5 protein-coding genes are annotated in these 6,660 nt (G+C 35.3%); all 5 read right to left on the minus strand.

Annotated features, from left to right (window positions below; translation table 11 throughout):
* Window positions 1–174: 174 nt before the first annotated feature.
* Window positions 175–396 carry a hypothetical protein gene (locus AB3X49_RS15560; protein WP_002031341.1) on the minus strand — a complete coding sequence of 74 codons (222 nt, stop codon included), beginning with the start codon at window positions 394–396 and terminating at the stop codon, window positions 175–177.
* Window positions 397–600: 204 nt separating this feature from the next.
* Window positions 601–2,325 (minus strand): thiol reductant ABC exporter subunit CydC, encoded by a 1,725-nt coding sequence (gene cydC / locus AB3X49_RS15565; protein WP_002186109.1) that lies wholly within the window; start codon window positions 2,323–2,325, stop codon window positions 601–603.
* Window positions 2,322–4,043, minus strand: a complete 1,722-nt coding sequence (cydD, locus tag AB3X49_RS15570) for a thiol reductant ABC exporter subunit CydD (protein WP_367963172.1) — start codon at window positions 4,041–4,043, stop codon at window positions 2,322–2,324. Before cydD ends, cydC begins: the two co-directional genes overlap by 4 nt.
* The gene (cydB, locus tag AB3X49_RS15575; RefSeq protein WP_367963175.1) at window positions 4,043–5,059 is read right to left on the minus strand and encodes a cytochrome d ubiquinol oxidase subunit II; all 1,017 of its coding nucleotides are present in this window, start codon (window positions 5,057–5,059) and stop codon (window positions 4,043–4,045) included. Before cydB ends, cydD begins: the two co-directional genes overlap by 1 nt.
* On the minus strand, window positions 5,046–6,449 hold the full coding sequence (cydA, locus tag AB3X49_RS15580; protein ID WP_002012335.1) for a cytochrome ubiquinol oxidase subunit I: 1,404 nt from the start codon (window positions 6,447–6,449) through the stop codon (window positions 5,046–5,048). Before cydA ends, cydB begins: the two co-directional genes overlap by 14 nt.
* Window positions 6,450–6,660 lie beyond the last annotated feature (211 nt).

Genomic DNA, 6,660 nt, shown 5'->3' on the forward strand with positions numbered 1-6,660 from the left:
TCACATCATATCTTATTTTTTTAATCTTCCTCTTATACATTCTAGAAAAATCATTATTATCCTGTTCAACATGTACCTCGAAACTATCTTCATTTAAATATAAAAACAGACATACTTATTTTAAGTACGTCTGTTTTCCAGATACTTATAACTCTCACTAATTAAAGTTTCTCTTTATCCTCGCACATGCCCTATTACTGTTATAATATCTATGTCTATATGTACACTAATAATATCTTCTATAATGTCCGTATATCCTTGACCTAAAGGTGTTCCGTAATGTAATAAAATTTCTTTTTTTTCATAAACTGACTTCGGTACTGTAAAAATAAATTTCCTCATATTCCGCTCATCAGCAGGCTCCAGTATTAAAACAATGCCATCCTCTTCAAACATATAATCACGCCTTCCAACAATCCATTCACTATGGCTCAAGTATTGCCTTGAAAGGATAGGTTTTAAACACCCTTTCTAACAATATATAACCATTTCATGATCAAATAGCTTATACGGCTTATACGGCTTATATGATTTCACCACAAATACAAAAAAACTCAAACCTTGAACTACCAAGAATTTGTGTTTTTTTGCATCTCATTCTTATATACCTTTATCAAGCTCATATAACCTACGATATTTCTCATTTTCTTTCAGTAGCTGTTCGTGACTACCTTGCATAGCGATTTGGCCACTATCAAGGAAAATAATTTCATCTACATGTTCAATTCCTACAAGATGATGTGTAATCCAAATAACAGTCTTTTCTTCTGTTGCAGAAAACATTGTTTCTATTAAGGCTAATTCCGTTTTAGGGTCTAAACCGATAGTTGGTTCATCAAGCACAATAATCGATGCTTCTTGCATAAGAGTTCTTGCAAATGCTACCCTTTGCCTTTCTCCGCCAGAAAACCTCTTTCCCATTTCATGCATTTTTGTTTGTAATCCATCAGGAAGAGAAGCAATGTGCGGTGCTAGCTGTGCTTTCTCTAAAGCTCTCCATATCTCTTCATCATTAGCCTCTGGTTTACCGATCCGCACATTATTTCCAATTGTCGTATCGAATAAATGTGGTTTTTGGTTTAATACAGAAATATATTTTGACAAAAAACCCGTACGAGCTTGTTCACCATTCAATATAACTTGCCCACTCACCGGACGTAGCGCCCCAGTTAACAGTTTTAGTAAAGTAGATTTTCCTGTTCCACTTCTACCTAAAATAGCAATTTTCTTTCCTGCCTTTATTTGCAATGATACATCTTTTAATACAGGTTCATTACTATCCGGATAATTATACGACACATTACTCAGTTCAATATCTATATGTTTTTGTGCAACGTAATCTTTATCTCCAGGTAACTCATTTCCATCTTGCAAAATGCTATCACTTTCTACGCTTTTAAGCCTATGAGCAGATTCTACATAAGATGGAATTCGATCAATAGCATCTGATATAGGGATAAGCGCATTTGTCACAGATAATGTCATTAATACGAACGCTGCAATAACTGTAGGTGCAATCTGTTCACTTGCTGCTTGATTTCCAGTCCACATAATCATTGAAATAACTACAATGCCGACTATTAAATGAATGATACTGTCTCGAATATGGTACCAGCGTTTCACTCTCTTTTCTGTCTTTAACAGCTGGACATTTTGCTCTACATATGCATTAATAAATTCATCTTTTCTACCACTCGCCTGCCAATCAGATAACCCAAATACAGCATCTGTCAATTGTTGATACAAACGATTTCTTCCTCGCTTCAAAGCAACATGATGTCGTTTCATCAAAAGTAGTGATACGAATGGGAGAAGAAAAACAATAACAGCTAACATACAAGCTGCGATAAGTGCAAATACTAAGTCAAATGCACCGATAACAATTACGAAAATGCTATATACAACTAACGCTAATATACTAGGGAATATTGTACGTAAATATAGATTCTGTAAATGTTCTATATCATCAGACAATACACCTAGTACATCACCAGTTTGAAATCGAGAGCGTAAAAATAACGCCTGTGGTTCTACAATTCTATATAGTTTTGTTCTCATTTTTTCTAAAATTCGTAGAACGACGTCATGCCCTACTAAACGCTCTAAATAATGAAAGACAGCTTGCCCTATACTAAACGCACGCGTTGCAACTATAGGAACATATACAGCCATTACATTTTCTGGTCTGAGAGCAGATTTAGAAATTAAATAACCTGAAATGAAAAGTAGCATCGCACCTGAACTAACTCCAAGAAGCCCGAGGAAAATAGTCAACGTCATTCTACCTTTATTTTGCTGTATATAAGGTTTAATCCAATTACTCATCGCTCTCCCCTCTCTTCCCTATGAAAATGTAATGTCTCATTCTTTAAAAGTTCTTCATATGTTCCACTTTCTTTAATTTCCCCTTTATTTAAAATAAGAATATGATCCATTTGCTTCATCCAATGCAGACGATGCGTTGCAAGAAATACTAACTTACCTTCAAACAGACGTAACATCGATTGCTTTATTTCAAATTCAGTTTCAATATCAAGATGTGCTGTAGGTTCATCTAATAAAATGATTGGCTTTTTACTTAAAAGTGCACGTGCCATAGCGACACGTTGTTCTTGTCCGCCACTAAGCATACGTCCACCTTCTCCAATTCTTTCGTACATCCCATGTGGTAATGATGCAACGAGCGAACGAAGACCAACTTCATTAATAACTCTCTCAACTTCTTCATCAATTGTATTCGTTTCATAGAAACAAATATTATCTTTTAATGAAAGCGGAAAAATATAAGGTTGCTGCGGAATATAAGCAATATTTTTTTGCCAATCTTCTTGAGTAGATTCACCAATTTCCACACCATTTACTAACATCTTCCCACCGGAAGGAGGTAGAAATCCTGCTAACACATCGATTAGCGTTGATTTCCCTGCCCCACTTTCACCAATAATGCCTATAGCACCGTTACCTTGCCAAGTAAAATCAATTCCCTCTAATATAGCCTTTTCAGATTCATCATTATTTACTTTTACATCTTGTAATTTCAAACTACTAGAAGAATTCCATACTATATCTACATTTGAATCTTTCTTTTCTATTTCTTTTTGTTTCTGTAAAATTTCTTCTATTTGCTCCATTGCAAGTTGTCCATCTAATGTAGCATGATAATTCGCTCCAACTTGCTTAATCGGCAGAAAATATTCCGGCGCTAAAATTAAAATCGTAAGAGCTGGCAACAGTATAATTGTCCCATCTATTAACCGTATCCCTAATCCAACTGCTACAAATGCAATTGATAAACTCGTAAAGAAATCTAATGCAAAAGAAGAAAGAAAAGCAACTCGCAAAGTACGCATCGTTGCTTTTCTATATCGTTTACTTACTTTTTCAATCTTTCCTTCGTGCTGTTTACTTTTCCCTAAATACTTTAATGTTTCTAATCCTTTTAACGTATCTACAAAATGATTAGAAAGTACACGATATGTCTCATATTGGCTATCCGCCATTTTCTGCGCTGCTAATCCTAGAAGGATCATAAATATGATCACAATTGGAATCGTTACAACTAAAATGATTCCAGACTTAATGTCCAGTGTTAAAACATATAGAACAATTAGCCCCGGTACGATACTACTTCTAATCATTTTAGGAATTGTTAATTCAATATATGTTTTAAATTTCTCAATACCTTCTATCGATAAAGTAACCAGATGACCAGTCCCATTCGTTTGGACAAATCTCGGCCCTAACGTAAAATATGCTTCTATTAACTGTTTACGTAATGCAAATCCTGTTTTTTCAGCGAAACGCTCAACCAATATTTGCGATGTTCGCACCAACATTTGGCGTGCTGCAAACGTGATCCCAAAATAAACAGTTTCATTTAGCACAGCTTGCACTGTTTCTCCATGAAATAAAAATGTGATTGCTCGTGCTAAAAATACTGTCTGCGCAATGATACTACACGCCTCTAAAATGCTAATAAGACTTAAAGTTACATATAAAACTCGGCTACCAGGATACGACGGAAGTCCTCTTTTTCTTTTCATTAGTACTCCAAATCTTTGTCTGACTTAACAGGTTGTCTAAATACATAGAAACTCCATATTTGACTACCGATAACAAACGGTAAAATAGCAAGAGAAAAATAGCTCATCAGTTTTAATGCATAAGGTCCTGATGCCGCATTATAAATTGTCAAATCATTTCCCGCTCCTAATGAGCTAATCATGACACGCGGGAACATACCGATGAACACACTTGCACTTAACAAAATGATTGTTAAACTCGTCATAAAGAAAGCCCAACCATCTCTTCTTCTTTTATTTAATAAAGTAGAAACAAATAGCGCTACAAAAGCTCCAATTGGAACCATTAGCCACTCTGAACCATGTGCGGTGAAAATATCTGTTTTCCATAACCCTACAGCTGCAAAAACAAGAAGTGTTATTAATGCAAAAGGTGCAATCTTTGTCGCGGCAATACGTGCGCGTTCTCGTAATTTTCCTGTTGTACGTATAGTAAGGAATTGCAAACCATGAACAATACATAGAAGAAGAAACATAACTCCCCCAAGTAACGCAAATGGGTGAAGTAATTTCATAAATCCGCCTACCATATTTTTACTTCCATCAATTGGTACACCTGTCATAAAGTTTGCGATTGCAACTCCCCAAAGTATAGGAGGTAGCAAACTTCCAATAAACATGCCCCAATCCCAGAAACTCTTCCATTTATGATTTTCTATTTTCGCACGGAATTTAAAGGAAACACCTCTTATAATTAATGCAAGAAGCATAAACACAAATGGAATATAAAACCCACTAAATAAAGTTGCATACCAGTGCGGGAATGCCGCAAACATAGCGCCACCAGCACAAACAAGCCATACTTCATTTGCGTGCCAAAACGGCCCAATTGTATTTAAATATATACGTTTTTCCAAATCGTTTTCCCCTAAAAACCTTGAAACAATTCCTACACCAAAATCGAAACCTTCAAGTACAAAGAAGCCAACGAATAAGGTTGAGATAATTAGAAACCACAACTCATTAAGAGATAACATACTCTTCCTCCTTATCAAATGGATCATGGCTTTGATAATCCTTTTTCGTTTTCTTATTCGCATGTCCTTTAATGATACGAACGAATAAGTAAACAGTAATTCCTCCAACAATTAAATATAGTGATGTGAATGAAACAAGAGAGAATAATACTTCTCCAAATGAAACGTTTGGAGATACAGCATCTTCTGTTTTCATAACACCGAAGACAACCCAAGGCTGACGTCCCATTTCAGTCATGATCCATCCTACTGTATTACCGATAAACGGTAGTGCAATTGCATATACCATTATTTTTAAATACCAAGGGTTTTCAGTTAAGCGATCTTTTCTTGATAAGAACCAGCCGTACATTCCTAAAAGAAGCATGAATGTTCCACTCATTACCATCGCTCTAAAACTCCAGAACATAGTATGTACTGGCGGAATATAATCTCCAGGTCCATATTTTTCTTCATATTGTTTTTGAATTTGGTTCATCCCTTCAACTTGACCGCTAAATTTATCGTATGACAATAGACTTAGCATATAAGGGATTTGAATTTCAAACGAATTTTCTTTCTTCTCTGTATCAATTTTTGCAAATACTGTAAATGGCGCTGGATCCTCACTCGTATTCCATAATGCTTCAGCTGCTGCCATTTTCATCGGATGTGTTTTAATTAAATTTTGTGCTTGTGCATGACCGAAAAATAATACCAATGCAGTTGTAATTGTTCCAACAACGATAGAAACTCGAAACGATTTTTTAAACACCGCAGTTTCTTGACCTTTTGATATTTTCCATGCACTTACACCTGCAATAAAGAATGCACCAGTTGCAATTGCCGCTGTAATTGTATGCGGGAATTGCACCCATAATTGTGGATTTTGAATAATCGCCCAAAAATCATTCATTTGCGCACGTCCATCTGCTGCCATTTCATATCCTACTGGGGCATGCATAAATGCACTTGCAGTTAAAATCCAAAATGCTGATAACATTGTTCCTATTGAGAGGAGCCAAATACATAAAAGGTGAACTCGCTTCGGAAGTTTATCCTCACCGAATACCCATAAACCTAGGAATGTAGACTCAATGAAAAATGCTAATAAACCTTCAATTGCAAGTGATGGTCCGAAAACATCACCAACAAAACGTGAATACGTTGACCAGTTCATACCAAACTGAAATTCTTGTAAAATACCTGTTACTACACCTACTGCGAAGTTAACAAGGAATATTTGTGTCCAAAACTTTGTCATCTTCTTATAAATTTCTTGTCCCTTTACCACATACAACGTTTGCATTAACGCAATGATAAAAGCTAAACCTATAGACAGCGGAACGAAAAAGTAATGAAAAATCGTTGTTGATGCAAATTGTATTCGTGCCAATTCGAGCGTTTCCATGCTAAAGTCACTTCCTTCATATTTTTTTATATCGTAATATCGATTGAATTGTATGAATTCACTTCATAACGAACAATTCAATCATGTGGAAATACAAAAAGATAAATTCGTTTATGTACTTTCTGAAAATATAGATTGTCAGTTTTTTAGATAATTACAAAAGAACTTTCTTCATACGATTTACCTTTTCACTATTTCAGTAGTGTTTTAT

This window comes from Bacillus sp. C30 (assembly GCF_040838255.1).
Classification (GTDB): domain Bacteria; phylum Bacillota; class Bacilli; order Bacillales; family Bacillaceae_G; genus Bacillus_A; species Bacillus_A mycoides.